The sequence below is a fragment of the Chryseobacterium sp. CBSDS_008 genome (assembly GCF_049959325.1).
Lineage (GTDB): Bacteria > Bacteroidota > Bacteroidia > Flavobacteriales > Weeksellaceae > Chryseobacterium.
Genome location: NZ_CP188202.1, coordinates 1,005,639 through 1,022,586, shown reverse-complemented (window position 1 = coordinate 1,022,586; position 16,948 = coordinate 1,005,639). Strand labels below are relative to the sequence as shown.

Here is a 16,948-nt window from a genome sequence, read left to right as displayed (position 1 = left end):
AAGATTAAATCGGTTTAAAACTTAATCCCTGTTCCTGCAGTAATTTTTGCTCCTGCTCTTTGTAGTAGCCACCTACTAATTTATCATGAATTGCTTCGAATGCAGCGAGAGTTTCATTAATCTCTGCATCTGTATGAGAAGCGGTAGGAATTAATCTTAAAAGAATCATTCCCTTCGGAATGACCGGATATACCACCACAGAAGTAAAGATTCCGTAATTTTCTCTTAAATCTTTTACCAATAGAGTAGCCTCTACCGGAGTTCCCTGCATCATTACCGGAGTAACACAGGTATTTGTGTCTCCAATATTGAATCCTCTTTCGGTAAGTCCGTTTTGAAGTTTGTACACATTCTCCCAAAGTTTAGCTTTGATTTCAGGTCTTGATCTCAACAGCTCCAGTCTTTTCAATCCTCCGATTACCATTGGCATGGTAAGAGATTTTGCAAAGATTTGTGATCTCAGGTTAAATTTCAGATATCTGATGATTTCTTTGTCACCCGCAAGGAATGCTCCGAAACCTGCCATAGATTTAGCAAAGGTGGAGAAATATACATCAATCTGATCGTTACAATCCTGCTCTTCACCCACACCGGCACCTGTTTTACCAAGTGTCCCGAAACCATGGGCATCATCTACCAATAGTCTGAACTGGTATTTTGATTTAAGATCGCAGATCTCTTTGATTTTTCCCTGCTGTCCTCTCATTCCGAAAACCCCTTCTGTAATAACAAGAATACCTCCTCCTGTTTCTTCAGCTACTTTCGTTGCTCTCTGAAGGTTTTTCTCAAGGCTTTCCATGTCATTGTGCTTGTAGGTAAACCTTTTACCGGAATGAAGTCTTACTCCGTCCACAATGCAGGCATGAGAATCCATATCATAAACAATTACATCATTTCTGCTTACCAGGGCATCAATGGTAGAAACCATTCCCTGGTAACCGAAGTTCAATAAATATGCTGATTCTTTTTGTACGAAGTCTGCCAGTTCTCTTTCCAGCTGAAGGTGCTGATCTGTTTCTCCGGACATTGCTCTTGCTCCCATCGGATAGAACATTCCATATTCTGCAGCCGCTTTTGCATCTGCTTCTATAACTTCAGGATGATTACACAATCCTAAATAGTCATTGGCACTCCAGAAAATTACTTCTCTACCCTGAAACTGCATTCTAGGTCCGATAGGTCCCTCTAATCTTGGGAAAATAAAATAGCCTTCACCATAATCTGCAAATTGTCCAAGTGGTCCTGGATTTTCTTTTATTCTTTCAAAAATATCCAACATTGTATCGTAATTTTTAAGTAAAAAAGCCTTTTTTGTCAGAACACGCAAAAGGCTTTTTTGTATTGTGATTTTATTCGTTCTTATTTGATAAACTCCGTTTTGAAAACTTCGTCATAATTGTGAACACAGTTGTTGACAAATCCCTGCTCGGCCATCCATTTATCACTGTATACTTTGGTGATGTATCTGGAACCATGGTCAGGATATATTAAAACAACCACGTCATTTTCTGTAAGCTCATGAGACTGGGCATACTGCATGAGTCCCTGTGTTACAGCTCCGGTAGTATAACCACCCATAATGGCTTCTTTCAAAGCAATTTCGCGGGTTCTGTACGCAGACATTTCATCATTTACCCTTACAAATTCATCTACCTTGTCGAAAAGCAGGGCAGCAGGAATCAGGTTTTTACCCATTCCCTCAATCTGATAAGGATGTACATCTTCTTTGTGAATCTCTCCTGTCTCATGATAGCTTTTAAGGATAGAGCCATCTGCATCTACTCCGATAATCTTGATATCCGGATTTTTTTCCTTCAAAAATTTGGCAGACCCAGATAAGGTACCCCCGGTTCCTGTACAGGCAAAAAGGTGAGTAATCTTACCTTCCGTCTGTTCCCAGATCTCAGGACCTGTAGTCTGGTAGTGTGCATCAATATTAAGCTCGTTAAAATATTGATTGATGTAAATAGAATTTGGGGTTTCCTGAGCGATTCTTTTAGCAACCTCATAGTATGATCTCGGATCATCTGCCGGTACATTGGCCGGGCATATATATACCGTAGCTCCCAATGCTTTCAGATAAGCAATTTTTTCAGGTTTTGTTTTGTCACTTACTGCAAGAATACATTTATATCCCTTAATGATACATACCATCGCAATAGAAAACCCGGTATTACCGGAAGTAGTTTCTACAACTACAGAATCTTCTTTTAAAAGGCCTCTTTTCTCTGCGTTCTCTATAATATGAAGTGCGATTCGGTCTTTGGTGGAATGTCCAGGATTATATGATTCTAATTTGGCATAAACGGTTGCTGGAATATCTTTTGTCACAGTATTTAGCTTCACCATAGGAGTATTTCCTATCAGGCCAAGAATATTATCGTAAACATTACTCATTATTTGTTATTTTCAATAAAAATCTGACTGCAAAAATACAAAAAAATAAATAATTACTAAACTTTTGTTTGATTTCTGGGATATAGTTTTGTAAAAACTTATTTTCTTATTTACAGTTTTGACACGTCTATAATCGCAAATACTACGCCAAAATTTTTAAATTTTGTTAAAACCCGCATAAAATAAGATAAAAGCCTTATTTTCGCATAATTGATTTAATACTATGAAAAATTGGACTTTTAGGCAATGGAACACCGTTTTAGGATGGGTGATTTTCGTCATTGCGTTTTTCACGTACTTGTCCACCATAGAACCCAATTTCAGTTTTTGGGATTGTGGCGAGTACATTTCTTCTGCAGTAAAACTTGAAGTAACGCACGCTCCCGGAGCTGCTTTATTCCAGATAGTGGGTGCCGTGGCAGCCATTTTTGCATTAGGGAAAGGCGAAAATTACTCCATCGTAATCAATGCGATGTCTGCATTGTTCAGTGCGCTGACTATTTTATTTTTGTTCTGGACGATCACACACTTTGTGAGAAGACTTTTAAACAAAGATTTTGAAGAAATTACAAAACATCAGGAAATTTCTATTTTATTTGCCGGAGCAGTAGGGGCACTTTGCTTTACATTTTCAGATACATTCTGGTTCTCGGCAGTAGAAGGTGAGGTTTATTCTATGGCTTCTATGTTTATCGCGCTTTTGGTCTGGTTGATCACCAAATGGGAGAATGAGTATAAGGCGGGCGGCAGTGAAAGATGGATTATTCTTATTTTCTTCGTTTTAGGGCTTTCTGTGGGAGTGCATATGATGTGTATGCTGGCAATCCCTGCAGTATGTCTGGTATATTATGCAAGAAATTATAAGTTTACCTGGAAAAACTTTATCTGGGCAAACCTTATCACATTAGGAATTTTGATTATTGTTTTCAAAATTATCTTCCCTTTGATTATGACCATGTTCGGAAGACTTGAGATTTTCTTCGTGAATGGTCTTGGACTTCCTTTCCACTCCGGAACTATTGCGGCTTTTGTTTTGATGGTAGCGATCTGCTATTTCTTAATCAAGTATGCAAGAAAGGCAAAAAGAAACATCTATCAGACGGCTGCGTTATCTGTAGTTTTTATGATGATCGGATTCTCTTGCTGGATGGTTATTCCTATCAGAGCCAATGCCAACCCGCCGATGAACCTTAATGATCCGGATACGGCAATTGGTATGCTGGATTATTATAACAGAGAGCAATATGGTGACTGGCCTACCATTTACGGACAGAATTATACTGCATTCCTTGATGCTAACGGAATTGAGAAGAATGAAGACGGAAGCTTCAAGACTCAAAAAACCGGAGAAATTTATGAAAAAGATGAAAAAACCGGAACGTACAGAAAAACCGGAGACCGTTTTAATTATGTATTCAACAAGTCTCAGGTAAGCTTAATGCCAAGAATGTTTAATGAGGATAAGGATGTAATGGCGAACTATATTTCTATGTATGGTGCTCCTGATTTTACATTCAACTATGGTAATGAAGATGTGGCAGACAATCCACAGGCTAAGCAGATCTTTGACGAGCTGAGAGCAAAATATGAAGACAAATCGATTACCGCTTCAGATTACCTGAAAGTAAAACCTTATAACCTGATCAATGTTCAGAAGCCATCATTCCTTCAGAATATGGATTACTTTATCTCTTTCCAGAACGGATATTACTTCGTAAGATACCTGATGTGGAACTTTGTAGGAAGACAGAATGACCTTGAAGGAAATATGGAAAGTACAAAAGGAAACTGGATTTCCGGAATTCCTTTCATTGATAATGCCGTGGTAGGAAATCAGGATAAGATGCCTGCTAAATTTAAAAATGAAAGCACTGTAAAATTCTTCTTCCTCCCATTAATTTTAGGGTTGATCGGATTCTTCTTCCAATTGAACAGAGACTTCGGAAGATTTTATGCACTGTTATCACTATTTATTTTAACAAGTGTAGGGATTGTTTTCTATACAGGGGTAAAGCCTTTTGAGCCGAGAGAGAGAGATTACGCAATGGTAGGCTCGTTCTATGCATTTGCGATCTGGATTGGTTTGGGAGCCGGAGCAATTTTATGGTTCTTACAGTCTAAGATAAAATCAAACGGGGTCAACATTGCTTTAGGAGTGGTTTTATTAGGTGTTCCTTTTATGATGGGATTCCAGAACTACAATGTTCACGACAGAAGCAACAGATATACAGCGTATGATTATGCATATTCAGTGTTAAAATCATTACCGAAAAACGATATCCTTTTTGTGTATGGAGATAACGATACTTACCCGGTTTGGGCAATTCAGGAAACAGAAAGATTCAGAGATGATGTGAAGGTGGTAAACTTTACCCTTGCTTCAACTCCATGGAACCTTGACCAGGTAAAGAGAAGAACATACAACGCTATGGGAATCCCAAGCCAGCTTACACACGAAGATTACAGAGATGGGGTAAACGACCAGATCTATATGATGAAGAAAGAAGATTGGGAAGGTGTTTTCTCTATGCTGAAAGAGCAGGGAGCTCCGGAAACAGAATTCCAGTCTTTCAGAAAATATCTTACTCAGGACTCTTTAACACTGAAACAGGCCATTGAATTCATTAAATTCAAATCTCCTGAAAAAGACGAATTGTTGAAAATGTACTTCGGGGAAGAGAAATTTGAAAAATATAATATCCTTCCGGTAAACAAATTCATTCTTCCGGTTAATAAAGAAAATGCTTTAAAGGCCGGAATCATCAATAAGGAAGATCTTCCCAACGTAGCCAATCAGATCATGATTACCTACAAAGGAAATACGCTTTATAAGAATAACCTGATTTTGATGGATCTCTTAGCGAACTTCGACTGGAAGCGTCCGGTGAATTTCTCATCAGGAGGTATTTATGACAGTGAGAATATTTTCTATCTGAACGATTACCTTCAGTTTGACGGATTCAGTTACAGATTGATTCCTATCCAAACACCTCCGACAGCCGATGGAGATATGGGAAGAGTAGATGCCAATTCTCTTTATAATGTAGTGAAAAACTTCAGATGGGGGAACTTCAAAAACTTAAATGCTCACTTTGATGAAACGGCAACTTCCAACATCATCAGCTACAGAATGTCAGCGAGCAGAGCGGCAGCAGCACTTGCATTAAGCGGACAGAAAGCTAAAGCATTGGAAATTCTGGATCTTGCAGCGAAAGAAATTCCTGCAGAGAAATATAACGATCCCCGTTCATTAAGCTCAATTGTTTCAGGTTATATCATTGCCGGTCAGGAGCAGAAAGGTCTTCAGATTGCTGAAGTACTTAAAAAAGGAATCTTTGAAGAATATGATTATTATTTAAGCCTGTCCAAGGCAGACCAAAGCTACCTGAGAAGACAAATGAGAACAAAACCAATGGAATATTCTCTTGTTGTAGCTGCAGTAACGGATGCTTATACGAAGATTGGACAGAAAGAAAAAGGATATGCTTATCTGGTAAAATCCATAGAACCTATTGACAAAAAGTTCAATGTATTTATCAAAGATCTTCAGGAAATGGGCAAAGAGAAGGCCATAAAAGAATCTGAAAATGTACAGCAGATTACGCCATTCTATCAGTATTTATTTGATGTCATGGAGCCTTATGATTCTACGTATTCAAAAGAAAAGGAAAATCAGATTACCACGGCGATTATCAAAGCCACAAAATAAAAATACTTACAACGGGACTTCGGTCCCGTTTTTTTATTATTGGGAATCCTGAATATTAAGATTATATTTGTGAAACTAAAAATACATAATGGCTGAAACAAATAATAGCAGATTCCCCATCTATGCCGTAATTGCTACAGTTGCTTTTAAACTTCTTTTTTTATTGACACACTACATCCAGGAAGATGCATTTATCACCTGGAGAGTGGCTCAGAACCTGTTGGATTATGGTGTAATCGGTTTCAATGGTGATGCTAAAATTTCTGCGTCTACAACTCATTTATATGTTTTTGTGTCTTATCTTTTCAATCTGGTTTTTGGAAAAGAAAACTTTATTGAACCTCTTTTGATTTTTAATTCCATATTATTTACAATAGGAACTTTACTGCTTTCCCATCTGGTGCTTAAAAACCCATGGCATAAAGCAATATTTATATTTTTAATCGGCATTTTGCCGCCCGCCATTAAAATCTCAATCCTCGGAATGGAGTACGGAATCCTGTTTTTCCTCGAGATGGCATTGCTGTATTATGGCTTCCATAAAGGAAAAAAATGGGTGTTGATACTTCTTCCCGTTTTAATCATGTTTACCAGAATTGATACCGTCATATTCCTTGGAATTGTATTCCTTGTGGATCTGTTCTGGAACAGAAAAATAAGATGGAATTATATTTTTGGAGGAGCTCTGGGTGTCTTATCAACAGTTGCTTTCAACTGGTTTTACTTTGGAGAGCTGGTGAACAATACCATTACTGCAAAAAAATTGCTTTACAGTGAAAATTTTACGATCCAGCAGCATATTGGGTATTTCTTTAAAAGCTTTGGGAATTTCTGGGGAATGCTGAAACTTCCGGGAGATTTCAATCCTATAACAATTGTAGTATTGATTTTTGAACTGCTTTGCTTTATTTACCTGGTCAGACAGCGGGAGAAAAGAAACTATTTTTTGTGGATGATCTTTATTTTCGGGTGGGTAAAACAGGTGGTCTTTATTTCTCAAAAAAGCTTGTTCGACTGGTATTACTGGGTGCCGCAGATTCTGCTTTTCGTTCCCGTTCTTATTTTTGTATTGGAACAGAAAGAGAAAAGAAACCTATGGCTGTCATCATTTATTATATTTTATATTTTCCCACTGCTAGTTTTTCAAACTGTACATTCTATTGCAACAGGAAACGGGGAGTGGAATTACCGCAGAACGATCGGTACATTTTTAAATCAATATGAAAAAGATAAAAATCAATGGATTTTATTGGAACCGGCGGGTTATGTCCCGTATTTTTCAGGATTAAAAACAATTGATGAGGTAGGGCTGGTAGATAAACAGATTCAGGAGGAAATTAAAAAAGATAAAACGAATTACTGGATTAATACCGTAAAGAAAAGAAAGCCGAAATATCTTCTTTCCTATAAAAACCTGTATGAAGGCAATGATGCGAATTCAATCTATTATCAGACCCACTATAAACTTTTAAAGGAGTTCAGAGTTAAAGACTACCTTAAAAGTGATAATAAAATTCTAGAAAAAATTTACCATCTGAAACCTTCCGGAACAGACTATAATTTGTACATTAAAATTGATTAAAAGATTGAAATATTTAAAAATTGAAAGAATTCAGAAAAAGAGTCCCACAATAGCTCTTTCACTCTAATACTCTCAAACCCTCAGACCTAACAATACCTGCAGCCCATTATCTAAAACCTAATCCCTAAAAAAATGAAATACTGTGCTTTTCTCCGTGGTGTCAACGTAAAAGGAACCAATATGAAAATGGCTGATGTCTGTAAGGTTTTTAAAGATGCCGGCATGAAAGAGGTGGGTTCAATATTAGCTTCAGGAAATATTGTTTTTTCTTCAGATAAAAGGGTGGAGGATTTAAAAATCATACTTGAAAAAGCAATGTCAGAGCACTTTTCTTATGAAGCTTTTCTGTTTATCAAATCTCAGGAGGAGACAGAAGTTTTCTGGAACAGTATTCCTTTTGATAAGAATGACAATTTCCACATTTATAGTTTTGTAGGCGTTCCCGGAGTGGAGAAGGTGCTGATGGAGGAGTTTCAGAAAACGGCCAAGGCAGAAAATGAAAGAGCAGAAATTATCAATGACATATTTTACTGGCAGGTTCCGAAAGGCAATACTTTAGATTCTACCTTTGGAAAAGTATTGGGTAAGAAGAATCTTAAAGACCAGTTTACAAGCAGAAATGTGAATACGTTTGAGAAGGTTCTGAAAAAGATGAATTAAAATATACGAATCACCTTCGGATATAGCTTATCCAGTTATATTATAACATTTATTGGAAATTCAATAAGGAAGGGCTTTAGTCCGTTTATCAATAAAAGTAACAGCCATTGGCTTCAGCCAAAACCTATCCTATAAGTTATGGTAGAGTTTCCCACAGATTCCTCAGATTTACACAGATTCTGCCTTTGGAAAAGTATTGGGCAAGAAGAATCTTAAAGGCCAGTTTACAAGCAGAAATGTGAATACGTTTGAGAAGGTTCTGAAGAAATTCTAAATAAATTATCGCAGATGCTTCGACAGGCTCAGCATGACACGGCTATAAAATAACGTTAATGTGAAGTAAACCTGACGTGTTTTTCCACACTGATTATTTATACTGGTTTTTATAATCTTCACTTTAATATAGATAGTATTAGCATTGTCATGCTGTGCCTGTCGAAGCATCTATCAATTTAATAATCGGAAATCCAAAGGGCTCAAAAACGATTGCAACCATAGCTTGTTAAAGCAACCAAATAATTTCCATTTATGAAACTTTCTCAGTATTTTTACTGAACTTTTTAATTACAACAAAATGATTCAGTATTTAGATAATATTTCACACAAAGATTCAAAAAACTTTTTCCTTATTGCCGGACCTTGTATTATTGAAGGGGAAGACATGGCGTTGAGAATTGCCGAAAAAGTAATCAGCATCACAGATAAATACAATATTCCTTATATTTTCAAAGGAAGTTTTAAAAAGGCCAACAGAAGCCGTGTAGATTCTTTTACAACGATTGGAGAGGAAAAGTCTCTTGAAATTCTTAAAAAAGTAGGAGAGACCTTTAATATTCCTACGACAACCGATATTCATGAAAATGAGCATGCAGCATTGGCGGCACAATATGTAGATGTTTTACAGATTCCTGCCTTCCTTGTACGTCAGACTGATCTATTAGTGGCGGCAGCACAAACGGGAAAATGTGTGACGCTGAAAAAAGGGCAGTTCCTTTCACCGGAAGCAATGAAGTTTGCCGTTCAGAAAATTACAGATTCCAATAACCAGAAAGTAGCGATCATTGAAAGAGGAAATTCTTTCGGATATACAGATCTGATTGTAGATTACAGAGGAATTCCTACTATGAGAGAATACGCCCCGGTGATTCTGGACGTTACACACTCTCTCCAGCAGCCTAACCAAAGCTCAGGAGTGACAGGCGGAAGACCGGATCTTATTGAAACCGTTGCCAAAGCAGGAATTGCAGTAGGTGCAGACGGAATTTTCATTGAGACACACCCTACACCCGAAACCGCATTATCTGATGGCGCCAACATGTTAAGATTAGATTTATTAGAAGATTTGTTACAAAAATTGACAAGAATTAGAGAATCGATTTTGTAATTGTTAAAAAAACATTAATTTTAGAAATTCTAAAACATTTCTTTTGAAAAAACTAGTTTTACCGCTAAGCCTTATGGTTCCTGTCCTGATTTTCTCACAACACAGAAAAAAAGATACAGCGAATACTAAAGTGACCGATATAGAGGAAGTTGTCTTCCAGAAAAAAGCAACAGGAAGAACAAATGATCTTACCAATGTTAGAATTTCAGCAAAAGAAGCAAAATCAGTAGCTTCTATCAATGGAGGAATTGAAGGACTGCTTAAAACACTTCCTTCTGTCAACTCCAATACAGAGCTGTCTTCCCAATATATGGTTCGTGGTGGAAACTATGATGAAAACCTGATCTATATTAATGATATTGAGATCTACAGACCTTTCCTGATCAGAAACTCACAACAGGAAGGGATGAGTATCATTAACCCGGATATGGTTTCTGCAGTGAATTTCTCGGCAGGAGGATTTGAAGCCAAATACGGTGATAAAATGTCTTCAGCTTTAAATATCTATTACCGTGAGCCTGAAAAATTTGAAGTTTCAGGAGAAGCCAGTTTAATTGGAGGCAGACTGACTACAGGTCTGGCTTCAAAAAATAAGAAGTTTACAGCCTTATTTTCCGGCAGATACAGAAATACCAATCTTGTTCTTAATACATTAAAGGAAGATACAGACTTTAATCCAACGTATTGGGATTTCCAGTCTTATCTGAATTATCATGTCAGTGATAAATTCTCTATGTCATTCATCGGATACTATTCCAAGAATGATTATGAAATGATCCCTAAGGCGAAAAGTGTAACATTCGGAAGTCTTCAGCAGCCTATAACCGTGAATATTGGTTATGGAGGTCAGGAAAATGATCAGTATAAAAACATGATGGGTACATTTTCCATGAACTATAAGCCGACTGACAAATGGAAGCTTACACTGGATGCTTTTGCTTATCAGAACAGGGAAAGAGAGTACTATACAATACAGTCGGCATATCAACTTCAGACATTTGATCCTGTGACACAGCAGCCTGTAACATCTTTCGATGTTGGAAGTCAGATAGAACATGCAAGAAATGATTTATTTGTAAGAACCTACGGAACTCAGTTCAGAGCCAAATTTTCTCCTAATATAAATACGGATTTTGAAGTTGGATTTAAGTATGAAAAAGAAAATCTGAAGGATCTTACCAACGAGTGGAAATTGGTAGATTCTGCAGGATACAGCCTTCCAAGGCCGGAAATTATCGATCCGAGAACCGGAACTACAGGAGACCTTAAGCTTGCTTATTATATTGCCGGACAAAACAATATTGAACCTACAAGACTTTCGGCATACGCACAGTATTCACAAAAATTCTATTGGGGTGCCAGTAAAGTGTTCGTGAATGCCGGAGTACGTGTGGCCAACTGGAGCTTCAATAAAGAAACTATTTTCTCTCCAAGAGCCCAGTTCGCGATAAAGCCTGATTGGGAAAGCGATATGTTGTTCAAAATCTCAGGAGGTATTTACTATCAGGCTCCTTTCTATAAGGAAATTAAAGATCTGGATGGGAATTTCAACTCCAATATAAAATCACAGCGCTCTATCCAGGTCATTCTTGCCAATGATTACGAGTTCCAGATGTACGACAGGCCATTTAAGCTGACCACAGAACTTTATTATAAGAAAATGGATAACCTGATTCCGTATTATATGGATAATGTGAGAATCCGTTATTCGGGCCAGAATAATTCCAAAGGATATGCGTATGGTATTGATACCAGGTTATTTGGAGAATTTGTTCCGGGTGTAGATTCATGGTTATCTGCGAGCTACGCAAGAGTATATGAAAATATTGATGGACGAGGAGATATCCCGAGACCTACAGATCAGAGGTTGAGGTTTGCCATGTTCTATCAGGATTATATGCCAAGCTTCCCATCTATGCGTGTCAATCTTACTTTAGTGTATGCTATGGGGTTGCCAACAGGGGCTCCGGTGATGTTCAACAGTAACGGGCAGCCAGATTTTGGTTCAGCATATAATTATCAGCAGACCCTTCCTTCTTATAAAAGAGTGGACTTAGGATTAACAAAAGTATTTATTGATCCTAAAGAAAAAAATAAAAGATCAGGTTTCTGGGGTAATTTTGAGGAACTGACATTGGGTGTTCAGGTTTTCAATGCATTTAATATCAATAACACAGTAGCCAATCAATGGATTACAGATTATAATTCCAATTATATGTATCCGGTTCCGGTACGTCTTACAGGGCGTTTCTTCAATGTGAAACTGGAATTCAAACTATAAATTAGAGGTTGGGGTTGATTTTTTTAGCCTTAATCTTCAAGAATAAGCACAGTAAAAAGCTTCCGGAAAATTCGGAAGTTTTTTATTTACCCGAATTTTATAACAACATTACCAAATTCTATAACCACGGTTTCAGAGATATTTTTACCTTTGTATTACCAATGAAAAAGATTCTTGCCATATTGTTTTCTATTTTCTACTTCGGGTTTTCGTCCGGAGCAGCTTTTAGCATTCATTATTGCATGAAAGAATTCGTTTCTGTAAGCCAGAAAATAGATGATATCTGTGGAAAATGCGGTGTTAAAGATAAAAAGGGATGCTGCAAAACAGAGATCAAAATTGTAAAAGTAGATGATTCTCAAAAAGCAGATTATCTTCATGTTGATTTTTTAAGCTCGGTTTCAGAGATTCCTGTGAAACAACAGTTTGCAGGTGTTGACAAGTCATTTTCAGCTACGAAATTTACTCAGATCCAGATCAATGCGCCACCAGAATACCGGCCGGTACCTATCTACATCAATCATTGTAATTTTAGAATTTAGAATTCGTCTGTCGTTTCCGGTATTATTAATAGTACTGTTGCAGACGACATGTCCCGACGCATTACTGATGCGTTGCCCATTTCTTTATTAAAAAAATAATTCTAAAATTTAAAACAATGAAAAAATATATCATCACAGCAGCCTTATCTTTATTCTCAATCGTTTCATTATCAGCACAGTCTAAAAAAGATGCCCAGGTTTCTAAGCTGTATCAGAACTATATTGCCATCAAATCAGCACTAGCTTCAGATGATGCTGACAAAACTGCAAAAGCAGCAACAGAATTTATTAAAACAGCTTCTGCAGTTGACTATAAAGTTGTTTCTGAAGGAAACCTCAATGTTCTCAGAAAAGATGCTTCCGTCATCTCTGAAGCGAGAACCGTTGCAGCACAAAGAGAAACTTTTTTCAATCTTTCGGACAATATGATTGCTTTAACCAAGCAGTTTAAACTTTCTGAAAAACCAGTGTATCTACAATATTGCCCAATGGCAGATGGAAGCTGGTTGAGCGATGAAAAACAGATCGCTAACCCATACTACGGGAAATCTATGCTTTCATGCGGAAGTGTAAAGTCAGAAATTAAATAAGTATTTTATTGTCCTTAAAAACAATAAGTTGTATAGATTGAGTTGTATTTTACTTTAAGCTATGCAGCTTTTAAAAAGTTCGAAATATTATGAAAAAGCTGATAATGTTTCTGATGCTTTTGTTCTCTGTTTTTACTTTCGCACAAACTACGAAAACCTATTATACCTGTCCGATGCACCCTGAAGTGGTGTCATCAAAACCCGGAGACTGCCCGAAATGCGGAATGACTCTGGTAAAAAAGACAGTGGTTATACAACCTAAAGTAGCAGCAAAACCGGAAGCGAAACCATTACCTAAAACAGGAACAAAGACAAAACCCACAGAAACAAAAATAAATAAGAGTAAAGCTGAGAAAGTGAAAACTGTAATGCCAGCAAAAAGCAGGGTTTTAAATCCATTACAGACTAAACCGCAGACGCAGGCTCAAACAACCTATACTTGTCCGATGCATCCGGAAATAGTTTCAAACAAGCCGGGGAAATGCCCGAAATGCGGTATGGAGCTGGTAGAAAAAGAAGATCATTCCCATCATGCAGACGTTGAAAGTCCAAAAGAAGAAAGTTCAGTTTTAAAGAGAAACTCTGAAAACGGGAGAATTACTTTCGGAGGGAAAACAGTTCGCTATGACCTTTATGTGAAAGATACTATTGTCAATTTTACAGGAAAAAACAGACGAGCTATTGCGATCAACGGAAAACTTCAGGCTCCAACTTTATATTTTACGGAAGGAGATACAGCCGAAATTTACCTGCACAATATGCTTAAGGAAAATACAGGGCTTCACTGGCATGGAGTGATTCTTCCCAATGAACATGACGGAGTTCCATACCTTACCACAAAACCTGTAAAACCTGGCGAAACCCACTTATACAAATTCAGAATCTCTCAAAACGGAACCTATTGGTATCATTCCCATGAAGCGTTGCAGGAACAGATAGGAATGAACGGTATCATGGTTTTCAAAAAAAGAGAAGGTGAACCAAAAACGGAGTACAATGCTGAAATTCCTGTATTACTGGGAGATTGGAGTGATGATGATCCGATGCAGCTTGCCAGAAGACTTCATATGGCCAACACAGACTGGTATGCTGTAAAGAAAAATGCGGTGCAGAGTTACTGGGAAGCCATTAAGTCCGGAAATTTAGGGACAAAAGCCCTGAATGAATGGAAAAGGATGGAAGCCATGGATGTAAGTGATGTCTATTATGATAAATTCCTGATCAATGGTAGTCCCAGTTCTGACTATTCCAATTTAAAAGCTGGCGACAAAGTAAGGCTCAGGGTCGCCAACGGAGGTTCTTCTACTTATTTCTGGCTGAATTATGGAGGCGGGAAAATAAAAGTAGTAGGAAACGATGGAAATGATGTTGTACCAATAGAAGTTGACCGTCTGATTGTCGGTGTTTCTGAAACATATGACATTGAAGTGACCATTCCTGACAATAAAAGCTTTGAATTCAGAGCAACTGCAGAAGACAGAATAGGACACGCTTCCCTTTGGCTGGGTTCTGGTGAGAAGGTAGAAGCTCCAAATCTTCCAAGACTGATGCTTTTTGAAGGAATGAAAATGATGAACGGCATGATGGAAATGAGCGGAAATATGAAGCCTATGACCATGACGATGGGAAATCAGATGATGGATATGAATGAAGTAATGTACCAGGAACTATCTGAAAATCAAAGGAAAACTACAGCAAAGCATATCAATGAGATGATGGGAGTGAAGACGAAAGAAGATAAAAAAGAAGATCATTCTCAACACGCAGGAATGGATATGAAGGATGAAAAAACAATCAAAAGACTGTCTTACAATATTTTAAAATCTCCTGAGAAAACCATTCTTCCTACAGACAGCATCCGTGAAATGAAATTTACGCTGGAAGGGAATATGAACCATTATCTGTGGACACTGGATAATAAAACCGTAACGGAAACAGATAAAATCCTGATCAAAAAAGGAGAGATCCTTAGAATTAAAATGTATAACAATTCCATGATGCGCCACCCGATGCACCTTCATGGTCATGATTTCAGACTAATCAATTCAAAAGGAGAATATTCCCCGTTGAAAAATGTAGTAGATATCATGCCGATGGAAACTGTAACGATAGAATTTGCAGCCAATCAGGATGGTGACTGGTTTTTCCACTGTCATATTCTATACCATATGATGGCAGGAATGGGAAGAATCTTCAGCTATGAAAATTCAAAGCCCAATCCACAGCTTCCGAACAGAAAACTGGCCTGGAAAAATTTTATTCAGGACAACAAAATGACCAGTTCTATGGCCATGCTGGATGTAGCAAGCAATAAGATCCATGCAGAAACGATGACGATGTTCGGACCGAGATGGGCAAACCTGAATGAGTTTCATTCCAACTGGAATTTTGATCATTTTGAAGGAAGTGCAAAAGTAGGACGGTTTTTAGGAAAATTCCAGTGGGCGCTGCCTTATGCAGGAATCAGAGTTCAGAAAAATCATGAGATCATGGAAAGACAGATGGCAGAAGATATGGGTATGGATTTCCATGGGAAAAAGACCTGGTTCGGACAACAGAAAGCCTCAAAGAACAAGTTTGCATTTATGGTGGGTATGCAGTATGTACTACCCATGTTAATTACTGCTGATGCAAGCGTTGACCAAAACGGAAAAGTACTATTGGAGCTGGGTCGTGAAGATATACCACTTTCCAGAAGACTGAGAGGTAATTTCAGTGTCAATTCAGACGGTGAGTTTTCTACAGGATTGAGATATATCGTTCAGAAATGGCTGTCCCTTTCCGGAAATTATGATAATGAAATGGGCTGGGGTGCAGGTGTTACTTTAACTTATTAAAATACAAAAAACGTCTCATTTATGGGACGTTTTTGTATAATGAAAAGTATATCTTTAATTTTACATGATAAAAATTAGGGCCGGAATATTATGAAAGAAAAAGTATATAGTATAGATAATTATTGGGATATGACTGTTATTGAGGGGATTGCTGATTATAATGGCAAACCTTATTATTATACAAATATCTTTTCTGAATCAGAAGATGAATGGACTAATGAATACCTTTTAACACCCTTACCAGAAGATATTTTTACACTTGGTCTTAAAATCTGGAATTATTGGTTGTACTGGCTGAAAACCTATAACCATACAAAAGTGCCTCATCAGGGAGAATATGCAAAGCAAAGAGAAAATCACTCTCCTGACTTTTTAATGAAGGTAGATATTGAAACTGATGAATGGTTAAAAGCTGAACAGAATTATCAGAATCAATTTGTCTTTGATCATTATTTAAAAGCTAATCAACCTACTGCGAAAGCAAAGGGAGTATTCAATGGTAAAATAGACGGAACAGATGCATTTGTAGAATGGACAAATCATGAAAATCTTTAAACTTTAATATATTGAACATAATATATCCACCTTATTTCAAAATAAAGGCCACCTGATTTTCATGAGATGGCTTTATTTAATTTATTCAAATGCTATTATTTAGAAGCTCTTGCCGTTTTTTCAGTTTTTACTGGTGTATAAGTTACTTTTGAAATATCAACCGTCATTTCCTTCAGACGTTTTGCTACATTTTCCGTCATTTTCTTTCTGATATCTTCTTCCGATTACTTCCGCCATGAATTTTTCTGTTTCAGCGTACATCGCCATACTGTTTACCGGCTTACGGAATTCATGGCCTTCATCATCGGCAAGGATATAATTTACCTTTTTATCTTTATTCTATCAATAAGAGCAATACATAAAAGATTTTTCATGTTATTAATTTTTAACTGTTATTGATACATCGAAAAT

Annotated in this window: 11 protein-coding genes; 9 read left to right on the top strand and 2 right to left on the bottom strand. The window is 37.3% G+C overall.

Annotation, left to right across the window (positions count from 1 at the left end):
- Positions 1–4 precede the first annotated feature (4 nt).
- Together ACP3T3_RS04455 and ACP3T3_RS04450 are read right to left on the bottom strand one after the other, a co-directional pair.
- Positions 5–1,276 (bottom strand): aminotransferase class I/II-fold pyridoxal phosphate-dependent enzyme, encoded by a 1,272-nt coding sequence (locus ACP3T3_RS04455; RefSeq protein ID WP_426479943.1) that lies wholly within the window; start codon positions 1,274–1,276, stop codon positions 5–7.
- A gap of 83 nt (positions 1,277–1,359) precedes the next feature.
- Positions 1,360–2,397, bottom strand: coding sequence for a PLP-dependent cysteine synthase family protein (locus ACP3T3_RS04450; RefSeq protein WP_426478718.1), 1,038 nt, complete (start codon positions 2,395–2,397; stop codon positions 1,360–1,362).
- 223 nt (positions 2,398–2,620) lie between these two features.
- Between ACP3T3_RS04450 and ACP3T3_RS04445 the strand changes: the two genes are divergently transcribed.
- From ACP3T3_RS04445 to ACP3T3_RS04405, 9 genes are all read left to right on the top strand, one after another.
- A complete protein-coding gene (locus ACP3T3_RS04445; RefSeq protein ID WP_426478717.1) occupies positions 2,621–6,106 on the top strand; it encodes a glycosyltransferase family 117 protein in 3,486 nt (1,161 codons plus the stop codon).
- Between the two features lie 88 nt (positions 6,107–6,194).
- Positions 6,195–7,688: a hypothetical protein gene (locus ACP3T3_RS04440; protein ID WP_426478716.1), complete on the top strand. Its 1,494-nt coding sequence runs from the start codon at positions 6,195–6,197 to the stop codon at positions 7,686–7,688.
- Positions 7,689–7,820: 132 nt separating this feature from the next.
- Complete coding sequence (locus ACP3T3_RS04435) at positions 7,821–8,348, top strand: DUF1697 domain-containing protein (RefSeq protein ID WP_426478715.1); 528 nt, start codon at positions 7,821–7,823, stop codon at positions 8,346–8,348.
- A 574-nt stretch (positions 8,349–8,922) separates the two neighbouring features.
- A complete protein-coding gene (gene kdsA / locus ACP3T3_RS04430) occupies positions 8,923–9,732 on the top strand; it encodes a 3-deoxy-8-phosphooctulonate synthase (RefSeq protein WP_264517835.1) in 810 nt (269 codons plus the stop codon).
- Between the two features lie 43 nt (positions 9,733–9,775).
- On the top strand, positions 9,776–12,013 hold the full coding sequence (locus ACP3T3_RS04425; RefSeq protein WP_426478714.1) for a TonB-dependent receptor plug domain-containing protein: 2,238 nt from the start codon (positions 9,776–9,778) through the stop codon (positions 12,011–12,013).
- A 161-nt stretch (positions 12,014–12,174) separates the two neighbouring features.
- Positions 12,175–12,555: an HYC_CC_PP family protein gene (locus ACP3T3_RS04420; protein WP_426478713.1), complete on the top strand. Its 381-nt coding sequence runs from the start codon at positions 12,175–12,177 to the stop codon at positions 12,553–12,555.
- 116 nt (positions 12,556–12,671) lie between these two features.
- On the top strand, positions 12,672–13,145 hold the full coding sequence (locus ACP3T3_RS04415) for a DUF3347 domain-containing protein (RefSeq protein WP_426478712.1): 474 nt from the start codon (positions 12,672–12,674) through the stop codon (positions 13,143–13,145).
- Positions 13,146–13,234: 89 nt separating this feature from the next.
- On the top strand, positions 13,235–15,982 hold the full coding sequence (locus ACP3T3_RS04410) for a multicopper oxidase domain-containing protein (protein ID WP_426478711.1): 2,748 nt from the start codon (positions 13,235–13,237) through the stop codon (positions 15,980–15,982).
- Between the two features lie 90 nt (positions 15,983–16,072).
- The gene (locus tag ACP3T3_RS04405) at positions 16,073–16,537 is read left to right on the top strand and encodes a hypothetical protein (RefSeq protein WP_426478710.1); all 465 of its coding nucleotides are present in this window, start codon (positions 16,073–16,075) and stop codon (positions 16,535–16,537) included.
- The last annotated feature ends 411 nt before the right edge of the window (positions 16,538–16,948 follow it).